The sequence below is a fragment of the Mucilaginibacter sp. A5337 genome (assembly GCF_059690695.1).
Genome location: NZ_JCAWEC010000006.1, coordinates 195,270 through 211,113, shown reverse-complemented (window position 1 = coordinate 211,113; position 15,844 = coordinate 195,270). Strand labels below are relative to the sequence as shown.

Here is a 15,844-nt window from a genome sequence, read left to right as displayed (position 1 = left end):
GACTTTTTTAAAAAGTAAATTATGATTGCAAAAACACTATGTCTTTTTAGCCTGCTTTTAGTTTAGGTTAATCGGTAAAAAAATAACCGGGCCTTTTATTTTAAATGCATAACTTAGAAAATGCGATGTTCTTGATGCTATTATTATTAGTGTTTATATTACTTTTGTGCAATAACTTCAGTCATGGCCTATTTAAATTTAATTAACCAGTTGCTTACGCCTAAAATCACGGAAAAAACGCTGGTGCTTGATTTATTTGCAGGTTGCGGTGGTTTGGCATTGGGCTTCGAAGCCGCAGGATTTGAAACGCTTGGCTTTGAAATGAACCCTGATGCAGCAAATACTTACCGTACAAATCTAAAGGGGGACTGTAAAACCGAAAAACTTACATTGGATACCGAATATCCTGCCGCGGAGATCGTGATTGGTGGACCTCCATGCCAGCCATTCAGCGTTGGGGGCAATCAAAACGGTATCCATGATTCAAGAAATGGTTTTCCCTTTTTTATTGATGCTATTCGCAAAGTGAAACCTAAAATGTTTCTATTTGAGAATGTAAGAGGCCTGCTGTATTCGAATAAATGGTATCTTGAATTAATTATTGAGGAATTAGAAAGTCTCGGCTATAAAACAAACTGTAGGTTGCTTAATGCCGTTCATTATGGCGTTCCGCAGAATCGAGAAAGACTATTTTTGGTGGGACATAATTCAGAATTTAGCTTTCCTGCACCTGAATTAAAAAAATACACAGCAGGTGATGCGATTTTCGATTTAATGAACACAGTGCCTCAAGAAAGCAAATTTTTGACGGAAGCTCAAGATATTTATATAGCAAAATATGAGAAAGCCTCTAAGTGTATAAATCCACGAGATATATATGCAGATAGGCCTTCACGTACTTTGACTTGTAGAAACTTATCCGGCGCTACCGGTGATATGCATAGGGTCAGACTGCCGGATGGCAGGCGCCGTCGTTTGCTCCTTAGAGAAGCTGCGAGGCTTCAAAGCTTTCCTGATCATTTTATTTTCACTGGTGCTGAAACTAGCCAATTCAACCAGATTGGAAATGCAGTACCTCCAATGCTTGCTTATAAAATGGCTCAGGCTGTAAAAGAATGCTATTGTAAAGAAAAACCGTCGCAATTTGCTGCCTAGCTGTACTTTGTTTGTAGGATATGATTGACTATTTGCCTAAATCGAAAAAATCGGAGCGTATAAAAGACCTAACGAATGAGGCGCTCGATATCTTGTATAATGTGGGTATTCCTTTTTCAGGAAAAGGACCTCGCGGCCTGGAGAGTATGGCGCTGGCTTTTCTTGCTGTTGCGGGTATAAAACGATCCTGGAAGGAAGCTCAAGGACAGAACGAACATAGACACATCAAAACCAGAGACATTATCAAATTTGAAAATGAGCACTTTGAAGAAAATATATCACCTGGCTCTTATGATGACGTTAGGCGTAAACATCTTAAATTATTAGTACTGGCAGATTTAGTACTTAACAGTGCAAACAACCCAAGTGCTGCTCCTAATGATCCTACGCGCGGTTATACGTTAAGCAGTGAATTTAAAGACTTGGTTACTTATTACGGAACGGAAGATTGGGCGATTAAACTGAAACTTTTTACTAAAAACAGACCTAGTTTAAGCGAGATTCTTCAGCGAAAAAGGAATATGCCAAAAGTTCGGGTAACTCTATCGACAGGACATATTTTGGATTTCTCAAGAGGTGGACATAATCAACTTCAGCGTGAAATTATAGAGGAATTTTTACCGCGATTTGCAGGTCGGTGTGAAGTTTTGTATGTCGGTGATGCAACTGATAAATATCTCTTACGCGAGGATGATAAATTGCGGTCGCTCGGCTTCTTTGAGCTTACGCATGATTCGTTGCCAGATGTGGTTGCATATAATTTTGAGAAGAATTGGATATTTCTTATCGAGGCCTTTTATACATCGGGCCCCATGAGTGAGGAACGTATTCTTGAACTTAAAAAGGCATTGAAAAATTGTACTGCAGACCTAATTTTTGTTACCGCTTTTACGTCGAAAAGCGATTTTCGGAAAAACATTGCAGATATAGGATGGGAAACCGAAGTGTGGACAGCTGATAATCCTGATCACCTGGTTCATTTCAATGGCGGCAAATTTCTAGGGCCTTATAAATCATGACTGCTTGTTGGCAGTATATTTATCAGTGTTTTGAGTAAACTGTTTAATGTTTGGTTTGCGCACTTAGGTTTTAGCTCACATTCCCAAATAGTTATAATGTTCCAGCCCAGAACCTGAAGCTCGTTTGTTGCTTCAATATCCTTCATTTGGTTTCTTTTGATTTTGGCGTCCCAAAATTCGATTCGGGTTTTCGATACAGGAGCATAACGACAGTTTTTGTGACCATGCCAAAAGCAACCGTTGACAAAAATAACGGTCTTGTATTTGGGCAGCACAATATCCGGTTTTCTGGGAAGTCTCCTGTCATGAAGTCTGTATCGAAAGCCTCTTGAAAACAAAAATCTACGCACTAATAGTTCTGGCTTTGTGTTTTTGCTCCTAATCTTCGACATGTTGTAACTTCTTGCATCTTTGGAGTGAATATCGGTCATGATTGCTAGTTGCGAGTAAGTTATTGATTAATAAAAGTAACTTAATAATAAAATAGACATAAGCTTTAAAATGAAAGCAACATGCTTTATTTTATTACAGGTATCGAAGTCTAATATTAATTATGATAACAGAATAAAATTTTAATGGTTGTCTACAGTTCGGTATTATAAAAAAATAGCTTCGCTGGTAAACTGGCGCGTGTCTTGATTAAAAAAACAAAAGCCGCTCTGCAATGCAAAGCGGCTTAGTAGCCCGTAGGGGAATCGAACCCCTGTTTGAAGAATGAAAATCTCCTGTCCTAACCCCTAGACGAACGGGCCATTTTTATTTTGTTTCCCATGGCTGGGATCTCTTTGTTACTTAACCGGATAATTGTTAATGACCTTAACGGTTAAGGTATTAAAAAACCCCAGATCTTTCGATTTGAGGTTTTGTGTCCTGGTAGCCCGTAGGGGAATCGAACCCCTGTTTGAAGAATGAAAATCTCCTGTCCTAACCCCTAGACGAACGGGCCATCTTTTTAAGATGATTTTCCCTTGATTTGGGATTGCAAAGATAGGTATTAGGTAATAAAATCAAAATGTTTTTTCAAAAAAAACAAATCGCATCATAAAAGCGTCTGTTTTTCAATGAAATAAATTAAAATTGACCGCATAGACTTGCAATCTTTGCCGGGTTAGGGCTATCTTTATTCCATAAATCAATCATCTTTTTATGAAAGCTATCTGGAATAACCAGGTCATTGCCGAAAGCAATGACACTATTGTTGTTGAAAATAATCATTATTTCCCTAAAGAAAGTGTTAAGACCAAGTATCTTAAGCCTTCCGATGTGCATACCACCTGCCCATGGAAAGGCCTGGCATCATATTATTCGCTTGAAGTTGACGGAAAAGAAAACCAGGATGCGGCCTGGTATTATCCCGAGCCTAAGGATGCCGCAAAAAACATTACCAATTATGTGGCGTTTTGGAAAGGTGTAAAAATTACCGAATAAAAAACTATGAAAACTTACGATGCCATTGTTATAGGTGCCGGTCAGGCCGGCGGTCCCTTAGCTAAACGATTAGCTAAAGCCGGAAAAAAGACTGTTTTAATTGAGAAACGATTTTACGGCGGCACCTGCGTTAATGATGGCTGTACGCCCACCAAAACCATGGTTGCTTCGGCAAAGGCGGCTTATATGGCTGGTAAAAGCCATGAGCTGGGCGTGCCTGTAAAAAAGTTTTCGGTTGATCTGGCAGCCATCAAAAAACGCAAGGACGAAATTGTACTACGCTCGCGTAATGGTGGACTAAAAGCCGCCGAAAAGACACAAAACCTGGATGTAATATTCGGTGAGGCAGTTTTTGCCGGTGAAAAAACGGTGGAGGTTAGGCTCAACAGCGGCAAAAAGCAAACGATTACAGCCGATCTTATCTTTTTAAACCCCGGTGCATTGCCTTTGGTCCCCGAGATTGAGGGATTGAATGAGATAAAATATCTCAACTCAACTACCATACTTGATTTGGAAGAGGTACCGGAACACCTGCTTGTACTTGGCGGTAATTATATCGGTCTGGAGTTTGGACAGATGTTCCGGCGCTTTGGCAGCAAGGTTACTATCCTGGAAAAATCAGACAGGATAGTATCACATGAGGATCAGGATATTTCTGAAGAAATGCAGAAGATCCTCGAAATGGAATCTATCACGATTCACAATAACACGCAGGCCATTAAGTTTAAACAAAAAGCGGGCGGCAAAATAACGGTAACCATCTCACAAAAAGGAGAGGAACGTAAAATTAAATGCACCCATGTATTAGTCGCTATAGGCCGCAAGCCACAAACAGAGGCGCTGAACCTGCCCGCTGCCGGGATCGAAACTGATGAGCATGGAAACATTAAGGTAAATGATACGCTGGAAACCACTGCTGCCGGCGTTTATGCGCTTGGCGATGCAAAAGGTGGTCCGGCTTTTACACATATATCCTATAACGATTATACCATTGTTTATCGTAACCTTTTTGAAGGTACAAGCTATAGTATAAAAGACCGCCCGGTGCCTTATTGTATGTTCACCGACCCGCAATTAGGCAGGATTGGGATTGATGAAACCAGTGCAAAAAAACGGGGCATCAAATATAAAGTGGCAAAAATACCCATGGCACATGTGGCACGTGCTATTGAAACCGGCGATACAAGGGGCTTTATGAAAGCCATTGTTGACCCGGACACAAAAGCGATCTTAGGCGCAACCGTGCTCGGCCCGGAGGGCGGCGAGATCATGACTGTGCTGCAAATGGCCATGGAGGGTGGCATTACGTACGACAGGATCCGCTATTGTGTTTTTGCCCATCCCCTGTATTCCGAATCGCTTAATAACCTTTTCATGACCCTTGGGGATTAAAACCGGCGCGCATGATTAAAGTTGACAATGTAAGCAAACATTTTGGCGGGGTTAAAGCGGTTGATGGCGTATCATTTGAGGTACAGGATCAGGAGAATCTTATTCTTTTAGGCACCAGCGGCTGCGGTAAAACCACCACGCTGAAAATGATCAACCGGCTTATTGAGCCAACAAGTGGCGCTATTTATATCGACGGCAAAAATATTATGGAGCAAGAGCCAGAAATTCTGCGCCGTGGAATAGGTTATGTGCTGCAAAACAATGGGCTGTTTCCGCACTATACCGTTGCTCAAAATATAGCAGTTGTTCCTAACCTGTTAAAATGGGACAAGCAAAAAACAGAAAAACGCACGGCCGAACTGATGGAGAAACTTCATCTGGATGCTTCCTATTTAAACGTTTATCCTAAAGAATTAAGCGGCGGCCAGCAGCAGCGTATCGGCCTGGCAAGGGCATTAGTGTCTGATCCGCCGGTATTGTTGATGGATGAGCCTTTCGGCGCGCTGGATAATGTTACCCGGTCAAAAATCCATGCTGAGTTTAAAGCGCTTGATGAGTTGAAACGTAAAACCATCATCATGGTAACGCACGATGTGCAGGAAGCTTTTGAATTGGGCGACAGGATCTGCCTGATGGATCAAGGGAAAATTGTGCAGTCGGGCACACCGGCTCAATTGCTTTTTAACCCGGTTAATGATTTTGTAAAAGATTTTCTAAAACATCAGCGCCTGCAACTGGAATTTAAAGCCATTAAACTGATTGACCTCTGGGAGTTGTTACCTGAGTTAAACAAAGAAGCAAAAGCCTCGTCATTTGATGCCGGTATTAACCTGTGGGAAGCCCTGGAGAGTTTTAAATTTAACAATGGTGAAACTATCAACATCAGCAAAGATCAGAATGAGATTAAGACTGTAAATTTTGAGCAACTGATGTCGGCCTTTTATCAATATAAAAACCACCAAGCACATGAATGAGCAGCAGCAAAACTTGTGGCAGTTTATGCAACAGCAGGCCGGCAAATTGCAGGAGCAAACCCTGCAGCATATCGGGCTTACTTTTATTTCGCTGTGTATTGCCGTGTTGATTGGTTTGCCGCTGGGAATCCTTATCGTTCGCAGAAAGCAACTTTCCGGTATTGTTTTAGGTGTTGCCGGGGTGCTGCAAACTATCCCGAGCATCGCACTGCTTGGTTTTATGATCCCACTATTAGGCATTGGCCCAAAACCGGCTATCGTCGCCCTGTTGCTATATGCGTTATTACCCATTATCCGCAATACATACACGGGTATTTTAGGAGTTGATGCGGCTGTTAAGGAAGCGGCTTTGGCCATGGGCATGAGTAAATGGCAAATCTTGTTTAAGGTAGAGTTGCCTCTGGCCATGCCTGTAATATTTGCCGGCATCCGCACGGCTACGGTAATTAACGTTGGGGTGGCAACACTGGCTTCGCTCATTGCGGCAGGAGGTTTGGGCGAGTTTATTTTTGGCGGGATTTCGCTTAATAACACCAATATGATTTTGGCAGGTGCAATCCCCTCTGCGCTGCTGGCTGTCATCTTCGATCTGTTGTTATCGATGGTGCAAAAGATCAGCTTTAAAAAGTTAAAGAGGGTTGTTTATGTATTTCCAATACTGCTGATAGTTTTATGCTTGTTTTACATCGTTCCCGCAAAATCAGAGGGGAAGCTTATAGCCGGTTTTACGCCCGAGTTTATGGGCAGGCAGGATGGCGATTTGGGCCTCCGGAGTAAATATGGCTTAAAGATCCACACTATCGTCATCAGCGATGCAGTGATGTACAAAGCTGCATTTGAAAAGCACCTGGATGTCATTAGCGGATACTCAACCGATGGCAGGTTAAAAGCTTATAATTTGGTTGTGCTGGATGATGATAAACATATTTTTCCGCCATATTATGCGGCGCCTATTGTGCGCGATGAAGTCCTTAAAAAATTTCCTGACCTTGAGCAGACATTAAACTTGCTCGCCGGCAAAATAAATGATTCAGTGATGACGGTTTTAAATTACCGTACCGACTATCTTCACCAAAGCCCCGAGCGTGTTGCAAAAGATTTTTTGGTTGCCAATAAATTGTGGCGACCAGAGAAGGGTGGGAGTGATGGCGTTGTGCGGATAGGTTCAAAGATATTTGGTGAGCAATACATCCTGGCCAATATGTACAGCATGCTGATAAAGGGATATACCGATCATGAGGTATCGACAAAAACAGGCCTTGGCGGCACTAAAATTTGCTTTGATGCGCTAACCAATAACCAGATAGATTTTTACCCCGAGTATACGGGTACAGGTTTGCTGGCCATTTTACAGGCATCGCCAAAAATAGTTAATGAGGTAACAATAAACAGGGATAGTACATACAATTACGTACAGCGACAGTTTGAAAGTAAGTATCAGATAAAATGGCTTAAACCCATTGGTTTTAACAACGCGTATGCTTTAATGATGAGGCAGCAGCAGGCCAGGCAATTGGGTATTAAAACAATTTCAAACTTAAAGCAGTTCTTGGATAGGAAGTAACATCAATGGATTTAATAGCCCGGTACAAAGAGGTACGTCAGCGTACAGAAAAAATTTGCTTTTATCTTCAAACGGAAGACTATGTAGTGCAGCCCGTGGTGGATGTTAGTCCGCCCAAATGGCACATTGGTCATGTTACCTGGTTTTTTGAAACTTTTATTCTTAAGCCTTACTTCATGGGCTACCAGGAATATAATCCTGATTATAATTACGTTTTTAACAGCTACTATGAAACTGTTGGCACACGCGTTATCCGTACCGACAGGGGTAACCTGAGCCGCCCTACAGTTGTTGAAATTTACAGCTACCGTAAGTATGTTGATGAAGCCATGGAAGGCTTTTTGAGTGGCGGAGTAAGTAACGATGTTAAAGAACTGCTTATCCTGGGCTTTAACCACGAAGAGCAGCACCAGGAGCTGTTAATGACCGATATTAAATTTATATTGGGTCATAATCCGCTGTTTCCTGCTTATAATAAAAACTATGCTGCTCCGCATATTGATGAAGGGGTAAATGATGTTTTTATTAACATGGATGAGGGTATTTACGAGGTTGGCTTTAACGGCGATGGCTTTTGCTTTGATAATGAATTAAACCGGCATAAGGTATACCTTAACGCTTACCAGATAAGCCCTAAGCTGGTGACCAATGCCCAATACCTGGAATTTATAATCAGCGGCGGTTATCATGATTTCCGTCACTGGCATGCCGAAGGCTGGGATTGGGTAAAAACCAATAAAGTTGAAGCCCCTTTGTATTGGCACCTGATAGATAATGAATGGCATAATTATACCTATCATGGTTTGGAAGCCCTGCATTTAAAAGGTCCGGTTACGCATATCAGCTATTTCGAAGCCTATGCCTATGCATCATGGAAGGGATTAAGACTGCCTACCGAATTTGAGTGGGAAGCTGCATCCTCAAAATTTAACTGGGGCCGCCGCTGGGAATGGACGGAAAGTTCATACCTGCCTTACCCCGGTTTTGCCAAAGCGCCGGGTGCTATAGGCGAATACAATGGCAAGTTTATGGTTAACCAAAAAGTTTTGCGTGGTGCGTCGGAAGTTACGCCCCCCGGTCATAGCCGTGCAACATACCGCAATTTTTTTCAGACAAATTTACGATGGCAATTTACTGGCATAAGACTTGTGAAGTAAATTGACACAAAAACCACCACCATCACTTATGAACCAGGTATTTACACCAACAGCCGTTAATTGTACCATAAGCGCCGAAAACATGCAGTTTTATGCTGATGTTATAGCAGGATTGCAAGCGGAGCCCAAGCATCTTAACTCCAAATATTTTTATGATGTAAATGGCGATAAGTTATTCCAGGAGCTCATGAACTGCCCTGAATATTATCCCACCAATTGCGAGCTGGAGATCTTTTCAGAAAAAACTGCCGAGATCTGCGATGCACTGATTGCTGATGGTGATGCTTTTGACCTGATAGAGCTCGGAGCGGGTGATGCTATGAAATCTACTTATCTGCTTAAATATCTGCTGGATAAAAAGGCCGATTTTACTTACCTGCCTATAGATATCTCTGATAATGTTATCTCGTACCTCAATATAACTTTGCCTGTAACCTTGCCCGGTTTAAAGATCACCGGACTTAACGGCGAGTATTTTGAAATGCTGAATAAGGCCGCTGCTATTTCACCAAGGCGCAAAGTTGTGTTGTTTTTGGGCTCGAACATTGGCAATATGCCGCTTGATGAAGCTATTGAATTTTGCCGCGAATTAAGGAACAACCTATCAGAAGGAGACATGGTACTGATTGGGATAGACCTGAAAAAAGATCCGCGCGTTATCCTTGCGGCGTACAATGACAAAGATGGTATTACCCGCGAGTTTAACCTCAACTTGCTTCGCCGCATTAACCGTGAATTACATGCTGATTTTGATATAGCTCAGTTTGAACACTATCCAACGTATGACCCTGAAACCGGAGCCTGCAAAAGTTACCTCATCAGCTTGCAGGATCAACAGGTTATGATAGGAAGCGAAAAAATAGATTTCAAAAAGGATGAATATATCTACATGGAAATCTCTCAAAAATTCACCCTCATGCAAACCGATCAGATAGCTATAAATACAGGCTTTCAGCCCGTGGGCCAATTTTTTGATACCAAAAAATGGTTTATTGACGCGGTTTGGGTGGCAGCGTAAACCTCACCCAACCCTCTCCAAAGGAGAGGGCTTTTAAAAATTACTTTAAAGTCTCCCCTTTGGGGGGAGATTTAGAGGGGGTTACAGCACTTTCGGGTTCAACTCTGAATCTATCAGCCCGCCAATAGGTTTACTCATCAGCCATTTATGATGATCATTTCGTTGCCAGTCATTTTTGTAAGGGGTGACACGGGCGCCATCGGCCACGTAAATGATGGTCATCACCTCACGCATTTTATCCGAATTGTTGCCCGGCGCATTGTGGATGGTAAAGCCCCGGTGCCAGGTTGCATCGCCGGCTTTCATGGTTTTGGCGCGGGTTATTTCAAATCCTTTCTCTTTAACATAATCATCAAACGCTGATTCTGATTCGTCAGAAATTTCGGTGTTAAATACGGCACCGTCAACATATGAGCCAGATGCAAAGGTTAACATGCCCATATTAACATCTATATCAACCAATGGCATCCATAAGGTTACCGTATTATTGGTATCGATAGGCCAGTAGTATTGATCCTGGTGCCATGGGGTGGGGCCGCCGCCGGGTTCTTTAAACAGGGCCTGGTCATGATAAATGCGTACGTTTTCAACCCCCATCAGGTCGGCAGCAATTTTGGCGAGGCGTTTGGCCATTACAAAGGTTTTAACATCCTCGTCAACCTGCCAAAGGTTCATGATTTGCAAAAACGCTTTACCATAGGTGTCACGTTCTTCCAGTTTGCGCTTTTCGGTATTGTACCTGTCAGCGGCGCCAACAATTACAGGGCGGTAAGCAGCAATCTCATCTTTTGTAAGCACTTCGTGTACAAGGGTATGGCCTTTTTCACGAAATTCATTAATATTGTGGTTGGATAGTTTTATAAAATTATCAAGTGACGGTAAGTGAGCGATCTGTGTATTCATAGCTTTTAGGTTTATTTTTCAAAGTAAGGTTAACTTTAGTTGAAAAAAAATGAAATGAATGGTACATTTATGGGTGATTTTATCCGTAATTTGAGTTATAATTTTATTTACGTTAAAATATGCAATGATAAAAGCGTCGTACGAAGTTCTTCAGCCTACAAATACGCAATCATTTCTTGTGCGGAAATTTGATAAGCTGGCATTTGATGCCCCTTACCATTTTCACGAAGAATATGAGCTGACGTGTATCATCAGTGGCAATGGCAAGCGCTATGTTGGCAGCCATATGGAGGATTTTGTGTCTGGTGATTTGGTTTTGCTTGGGCCTAACCTGCCTCACTGCTGGAAATTGGAGCCCAATGAAACAGTGCTTCGCGAGGCAAGTGCCGTAGTGATCCAGTTTAATGACGCTTTTTTGGGCGAGGAGTTTTTTAACAAATTTGAGCTCCAGTTAATCAAGAGGCTTTTTCAGCAAAGCGGTTGCGGTGTATCGTTTTATGGTGAAACCTGTGCTGAAGTTAAAAAATTGCTGCTTAGCCTGGTTGAGGAGAAAAGCAATTTCAGGATGCTGATAGGCTTACTGGAAGTTTTGCACCGCATGGCTTCGTCAGAAGAGTATGTACTGCTTGATCAGAACCGCATTATAGGCGAGCGTTCAAATACTGAGCGCGAAAGGATTAATCCGGTATTTGCTTACCTGGTTGAAAATTTCAGAAAACACGTATCGTTAGATAAGGCGGCCAGTATAGCCAACATGACCCCCAATGCATTTTGCAAATACTTTAAAAAAGTTACCCGCAAAACATTCATGGAAACCATAATTGAGTACCGCCTTAATTATGCCATACAGCAACTGGTGCAAACGGATAAACCTATTTCAGAAATTTCATTTGAGAGCGGCTTTGGTGATGTATCGCACTTTTATAAAATGTTTAAAGCCAAAATGAACCTGAGCCCGCTTAACTACCGCAAAAGGTTTATGCGCAACCTGGCAGGCGATAAAAAGCTATCAGCGTAGTTGGGAGTCAGAAGTCGTAAGTCAAAAGTCCTGAGTTATGGTTGCTTTTTCCGATTCTGACTTAATACTTAGAACTAAAGACTTGAGACTAACATCACGTTACATTGATAATGCCGCGTTTAATAGCGTAAATAACTAATCCCACTAAATTCTTCGATCCGGTTTTTTCAAAAAGCCTTGCGCGGTAGCCCTCAACAGTGCGAACGCTCAGGAAAATTTTATCGGCTATTTCCTGGTTGGAGCATTCCTGGCAAACCAGCTTGAGCACTTCAATTTCGCGCTCGTTAAGGTCGGTTTTGTTATTGGGGATGCTATCTGTCTGATCATTGCCTACCAGTTGTTTGATGAGGGTTATGGACAGGTGTTCGTTAAAATAAAAACCCTTATTGTAAACGGTAGATACGGCCTCGATGATCTCTTCCGGTTCGGCATTTTTAAGCAGGTAGCCCGATGCTCCTGCCTTCATCATATCCACAATATATTTGTCTTCGTTGAACATGGATAACGCCAGGATCTTAATGTCTTTAAAATGCTGATGAACATGGGTGGCTGTTTGGATGCCATCCATTTCGGGCATTTTAATATCCATCAAAATAACGTCAGGGGTTTTGTCGGTTAATAAGCCTATCAGTTCTTTTCCGTTCGAGGCTTCGAGTACCAGCTCAAAATCCCCGCAATCTTCAAGGGTAGCTTTTAAACCATTTCTGAAAATCTTATGGTCGTCTACTATACCTAATTTAATTGGGCCCATAGGTTGTTAACAAAATTCAAATAATCAATAAATATAGACTATTGGTTTTAACTATGCTACTTTTAATTTAATGATTGTGATAGCTCCGCTTAGTGGCTTGCTATATGTATTTATTTCACCGTTAATGAGTTGCACCCGGCTCTGTAAATTTTTAAGGCCGAAACCCTGCTTAACATCGCCCATATTAAAACCCTTGCCGTTATCTTTAAATTCCATGACAAGGTAGCCGGAATCTAAAGCCATATTGAGGTTAATAATGGTGGCTTCCGAGTGTTTTATGGCGTTGCCAAATAGTTCCTGCGCTATGCGGTACATGGCCAGTTCAATTTCATTGGGGAAACGTTTATCGGCAAAATTTTTAGAGAACTTAACCTTAATGTGCGTATTGTTTTCAACTTTGGTACATAGTGCTTCAATAGCCACCAGTAAGCCATAATCGGTAAGGATAGGGGGCAAAACGTTTTGGATAATGTTCCTGATCTCCTGGATACATTCATCGGCCAGTTTGCGGGTATCCATCAGCAGGGGCTGGGTTACCTCATTCACACAGTTTTTATCCAGCCGGTGCAGGTTAAGTTTAATGGCCGAAAGCACCTGTCCAACGCTGTCATGAAGGTCTTCGGCAAGGCGCCGGCGTTCGCTTTCCTGGGTTTCAAAAACGGCATTCATCAAATCGGTTTGCCGGGCATCGTGAAGTGAGCGTAACTCAGCCTGGTTTTTAAGCATTCTCCGCTGGTAAATAATCACGAAGAAGAATAAAAAAATGATCAGTACAACAACCACGAGCGTCCCGATGATCAGAACCGGGATTAACCCGTTTTGGGATATTTGTAAAATAGGGCTGTTGTACATGATAAATAGTGCAAACCGTAATCAATCCGTTTTCTGTGGTTTGCAAAGCAGGGCTACGGTGTATATTAGGTTAGTAATAATATTTGTTATGCTAAATATAACGTAATAATCTGCTTTATCCTTGTCTGGTATCCTGCTAAAAAGCATAAATAGAAAGATATTTACTGCTGAGTAAAACAGCACGCCTGAGTTAAACCAAAATAAGCCTTGTTTTTCAATATGAATAAAGGTTTGTGGGTTTAAAAGTTGGTAGAAGTATATAAGCGATAGTACTATTAGTAGAAGGCTTGATGCGGTGTTCGACACAGATGGGTAATCAAACAAATTTTTGGCGTTATATAACACCACTACCATTGTTATAGTAGCGAGCAATACAACTATCTTCTTTAAAAAAGACTTTGAAAGCAATTTATAGTACATTAAGCCAAAGAATCCTATTGTTAGGATAACATATACATGGAGTAATGGGTTGGTGTTTAACGGATGTCCGGTATGTGGCTTGAATTGATATGACAACCACATCGACCAGTCAAACAACCCAGATATCAATAAAAATGCGGCCAATAGCTTCATTAAGTTATCCAAATGCTTGTAGTTATGCGCTGCCGCCAGTAGCGGGAATAGACCGGAAATAACCGATATATTCATTAATAAAACGCTTACAAGCATGAGATTGGAGTAATTAATTAATCTTGAGTTAGAATATTTTGTGGGCAACCAGCGGTACCCGGACATGGCACGGCCTGTTCACCGACGACATTTTGTTTTTCGGCTTTCATTAGTTTAAAAACTTGGCCGCCTGCAGGAGGGGTTGCCTCGGCCACTTTATTACTATCAGGAAGTTGATCCTGGCCATCGGCTGTTACACCCGTGATTATAAAATGCTGCTGCCCGCCAATATTGGCAATAACAGATAGCAGGAAATTACTTACGGAAACCCAGAATTTTTGCCAGCCATTAAGTTTTTGATCATTTGCATAATAAATACGGATACCTAAGCAACCATCCTGACTTAGTATGGTATTTAATATTTCTTGTCCAAAAAACTGTGATATAATATCTTTTGGATTGCGATGCCTGTGATTCTTTGTCCATTGTGCAGCTAAATCAAGTTCAATTGGTGCACCTTCGTGGCCGGTGATGGGTGATAATGGTCTTTTTTCTTGTGTTTCCATAAAAAATAATAGCGTGTAGGGATTTTTTTGTATAAAACTAATACTAATAAGTATCTCTTTCAATGAGGTGCGCCGGCTATATCTCTTGCAATAGACTGGTGGTTTGTTTTTATCTGTTTGGTTATTAGTTATTTGTGGATTTAGTCCGTTTTGTCACGCCTATATTATACGTATTTTTACGTATCAGAAACTGTAATCTTACGTGGCATAAAATTCCTGTTTATGTATGCCTCTTGTGCTTAAACTGTCCTGTTTTTCAGGATGTAAAAATTGTTTTTAATATAATATCTAAATATGGATATTGTTTATTAAATTGCTTTTGATAATAATATCACAAAAACCTAAAACCCGATTTATGAAACAAGAAATGCTAATTACACGGATCAGCCCTGATCAGGTAGGCGAGTTCATCAGCGAAAGCTTTTATCAAAAGTTAACCGAAAATTTTCAGCAAAAATTCCCTACAGAAGTTAAGTCGGTAATGCTTAGCCGCGCAGCTGTTGAAACTGCTTTGAGTGGTGAAAACGTATCCGGTATCAAGTTTATGAATGGCCTTGAAAATGCCAATGATCCGTCGTCAAGAATGTTGGTGCTGATTCCTTGTAATTACACAGTAACCGCCAGCTTACCTAACTCTATTATTAGTCAACAAGGTTTTATGACTAATTCAGGTGAAGTTATCTCGTTGGAAAGAACATGGCAGGTGCTGTTTAACCACGTATTGAATTTTAAGAAGCTTGATCCGGCTATGAGCTATACCCAAATTAACCGCGGGGCATTCATGGGGAGAATATTGCTGACGGAATTTTTGGCCGCTACAACATGTGATAGTATAATTTATCATTTCGGGTACCTGGTTGAAGAGAGTTTACCATATAAACTTATCATTCAACCCGCCGATGGAATAAAGATGTTTGGAGAGATGTCGTTGCCGTGTCCTGGTTCGTCTGGATGCCCGGCCGTTACCACATCAAACGATCCCTGTGCCCTTACACGGATTACAACTTCAATGTTAGGCACAGAAGCCGAAGGCCAGCTTAATCTGTTAAGAACTTTCCGCGACAAAATATTAACTGATAGGTTTAGTGGCGTGGAAGTTGAAAAGTACTATACTATTTCGGCATCCTTGCTGGAAGCTATCGATAAAACACAAAACAAAGAGGCTATATTTAAAGGCCTGTACGATAAATATATTGCTACTTCGCTTAACGCAATAAGCCAAAACGATGAGGAGACTGCTTTCGTCCTGTTCCAGGAAGCTATGCAGCACCTTACCGAAACATATCTGTATCAATAACAACCTAAAATGTGATTGCAAAGCGTCTTTCCCACCCGGAAAGGCGCTTTCTTTTTATAAAATTCCCCCTTAAGCGTAGTTCTACGCCTCGTACATGTTGATGATACGTTATTAAATCGCGTACCACTACAGGTTTTAATA

At 41.5% G+C, this 15,844-nt stretch carries 16 protein-coding genes and 2 tRNA genes; 10 read left to right on the top strand and 8 right to left on the bottom strand.

Going from position 1 to position 15,844, the window contains the following annotated elements:
• Positions 1–183: 183 nt before the first annotated feature.
• Both AC59JO_RS21215 and AC59JO_RS21210 read left to right on the top strand, forming a co-directional pair.
• A complete protein-coding gene (locus tag AC59JO_RS21215) occupies positions 184–1,155 on the top strand; it encodes a DNA cytosine methyltransferase (RefSeq protein ID WP_497307802.1) in 972 nt (323 codons plus the stop codon).
• 20 nt (positions 1,156–1,175) lie between these two features.
• The gene (locus AC59JO_RS21210; RefSeq protein WP_497307800.1) at positions 1,176–2,174 is read left to right on the top strand and encodes a BsuBI/PstI family type II restriction endonuclease; all 999 of its coding nucleotides are present in this window, start codon (positions 1,176–1,178) and stop codon (positions 2,172–2,174) included.
• On the opposite strand, the gene AC59JO_RS21205 is transcribed toward AC59JO_RS21210, so the two are convergent.
• The 3 genes from AC59JO_RS21205 to AC59JO_RS21195 all read right to left on the bottom strand — a co-directional run bounded on the left by AC59JO_RS21205 (position 2,162) and on the right by AC59JO_RS21195 (position 3,120).
• Positions 2,162–2,605: a very short patch repair endonuclease gene (locus AC59JO_RS21205; protein ID WP_497307798.1), complete on the bottom strand. Its 444-nt coding sequence runs from the start codon at positions 2,603–2,605 to the stop codon at positions 2,162–2,164. The genes AC59JO_RS21210 and AC59JO_RS21205 overlap by 13 nt on opposite strands.
• Before the next feature lie 249 nt (positions 2,606–2,854).
• Positions 2,855–2,926: transfer RNA gene (locus tag AC59JO_RS21200), tRNA-Glu, on the bottom strand.
• A gap of 119 nt (positions 2,927–3,045) precedes the next feature.
• Positions 3,046–3,120 (bottom strand) — tRNA-Glu (locus tag AC59JO_RS21195).
• A gap of 200 nt (positions 3,121–3,320) precedes the next feature.
• Here AC59JO_RS21195 and AC59JO_RS21190 point away from each other — a divergent pair.
• From AC59JO_RS21190 to AC59JO_RS21165, 6 genes are read left to right on the top strand one after another with little or no spacing between them, the layout of a single operon-like run.
• A complete protein-coding gene (locus AC59JO_RS21190) occupies positions 3,321–3,602 on the top strand; it encodes a DUF427 domain-containing protein (protein ID WP_413670697.1) in 282 nt (93 codons plus the stop codon).
• 6 nt (positions 3,603–3,608) lie between these two features.
• Entirely contained in the window at positions 3,609–4,994 is a 1,386-nt protein-coding gene (locus AC59JO_RS21185) for a mercuric reductase (RefSeq protein WP_497307796.1), read from the top strand.
• An 11-nt stretch (positions 4,995–5,005) separates the two neighbouring features.
• Positions 5,006–5,968 (top strand): ABC transporter ATP-binding protein, encoded by a 963-nt coding sequence (locus tag AC59JO_RS21180; RefSeq protein ID WP_497307794.1) that lies wholly within the window; start codon positions 5,006–5,008, stop codon positions 5,966–5,968.
• Positions 5,961–7,532: an ABC transporter permease/substrate-binding protein gene (locus AC59JO_RS21175; RefSeq protein WP_497307792.1), complete on the top strand. Its 1,572-nt coding sequence runs from the start codon at positions 5,961–5,963 to the stop codon at positions 7,530–7,532. Before AC59JO_RS21180 ends, AC59JO_RS21175 begins: the two co-directional genes overlap by 8 nt.
• A gap of 5 nt (positions 7,533–7,537) precedes the next feature.
• Complete coding sequence (gene egtB / locus AC59JO_RS21170; RefSeq protein WP_497307790.1) at positions 7,538–8,689, top strand: ergothioneine biosynthesis protein EgtB; 1,152 nt, start codon at positions 7,538–7,540, stop codon at positions 8,687–8,689.
• 28 nt (positions 8,690–8,717) lie between these two features.
• Positions 8,718–9,707 carry an L-histidine N(alpha)-methyltransferase gene (locus AC59JO_RS21165; protein WP_413670702.1) on the top strand — a complete coding sequence of 330 codons (990 nt, stop codon included), beginning with the start codon at positions 8,718–8,720 and terminating at the stop codon, positions 9,705–9,707.
• An 81-nt stretch (positions 9,708–9,788) separates the two neighbouring features.
• On the opposite strand, the gene AC59JO_RS21160 is transcribed toward AC59JO_RS21165, so the two are convergent.
• Positions 9,789–10,610 (bottom strand): phytanoyl-CoA dioxygenase family protein, encoded by an 822-nt coding sequence (locus AC59JO_RS21160; protein WP_413670703.1) that lies wholly within the window; start codon positions 10,608–10,610, stop codon positions 9,789–9,791.
• A 124-nt stretch (positions 10,611–10,734) separates the two neighbouring features.
• Here AC59JO_RS21160 and AC59JO_RS21155 point away from each other — a divergent pair, with 124 nt between their 5' ends.
• Complete coding sequence (locus AC59JO_RS21155; protein WP_413670704.1) at positions 10,735–11,628, top strand: AraC family transcriptional regulator; 894 nt, start codon at positions 10,735–10,737, stop codon at positions 11,626–11,628.
• A gap of 94 nt (positions 11,629–11,722) precedes the next feature.
• On the opposite strand, the gene AC59JO_RS21150 is transcribed toward AC59JO_RS21155, so the two are convergent.
• From AC59JO_RS21150 to AC59JO_RS21135, 4 genes are read right to left on the bottom strand one after another with little or no spacing between them, the layout of a single operon-like run.
• Positions 11,723–12,379, bottom strand: coding sequence for a response regulator transcription factor (locus AC59JO_RS21150; protein ID WP_413670705.1), 657 nt, complete (start codon positions 12,377–12,379; stop codon positions 11,723–11,725).
• Positions 12,380–12,430: 51 nt separating this feature from the next.
• A complete protein-coding gene (locus AC59JO_RS21145) occupies positions 12,431–13,231 on the bottom strand; it encodes a sensor histidine kinase (RefSeq protein ID WP_497307787.1) in 801 nt (266 codons plus the stop codon).
• A 21-nt stretch (positions 13,232–13,252) separates the two neighbouring features.
• Positions 13,253–13,900 carry a hypothetical protein gene (locus tag AC59JO_RS21140; protein WP_497307785.1) on the bottom strand — a complete coding sequence of 216 codons (648 nt, stop codon included), beginning with the start codon at positions 13,898–13,900 and terminating at the stop codon, positions 13,253–13,255.
• 17 nt (positions 13,901–13,917) lie between these two features.
• Complete coding sequence (locus AC59JO_RS21135) at positions 13,918–14,406, bottom strand: hypothetical protein (RefSeq protein ID WP_497307783.1); 489 nt, start codon at positions 14,404–14,406, stop codon at positions 13,918–13,920.
• Positions 14,407–14,761: 355 nt separating this feature from the next.
• Here AC59JO_RS21135 and AC59JO_RS21130 point away from each other — a divergent pair, with 355 nt between their 5' ends.
• Complete coding sequence (locus AC59JO_RS21130) at positions 14,762–15,703, top strand: hypothetical protein (RefSeq protein WP_497307781.1); 942 nt, start codon at positions 14,762–14,764, stop codon at positions 15,701–15,703.
• Positions 15,704–15,844: the final 141 nt, after the last annotated feature.